We start from the raw sequence: 252 nt of genomic DNA, 5'->3' as shown, positions 1-252 counted from the left end.
CGTCAACCAGACGACGAGTCAGGTAACCGGAGTTCGCAGTTTTCAGTGCGGTATCCGCCAGACCTTGACGAGCACCGTGGGTGGAGATGAAGTACTGGAGTACGTTCAGACCTTCACGGAAGTTCGCGGTGATTGGCGTTTCGATGATGGAGCCATCCGGCTTCGCCATCAGACCACGCATACCAGCAAGCTGACGAATCTGTGCCGCAGAACCACGCGCACCGGAGTCGGCCATCATGTAGATGCTGTTGA

The 252-nt window shown here is 56.7% G+C and carries 1 protein-coding gene; it reads right to left on the bottom strand.

Annotation, left to right across the window (positions count from 1 at the left end):
• The coding region (locus tag SB753_RS39525; protein ID WP_410805484.1) for a hypothetical protein at positions 1 to 252 on the bottom strand (252 nt) is incomplete at both ends.

Origin of the sequence: Paraburkholderia sp. SIMBA_053 (assembly GCF_046534895.1) — a bacterium.
GTDB lineage: Bacteria > Pseudomonadota > Gammaproteobacteria > Burkholderiales > Burkholderiaceae > Paraburkholderia > Paraburkholderia caledonica.
Note: the sequence above shows the minus strand (reverse complement) of the source record. Positions and strands in the feature narration are given on the sequence as shown.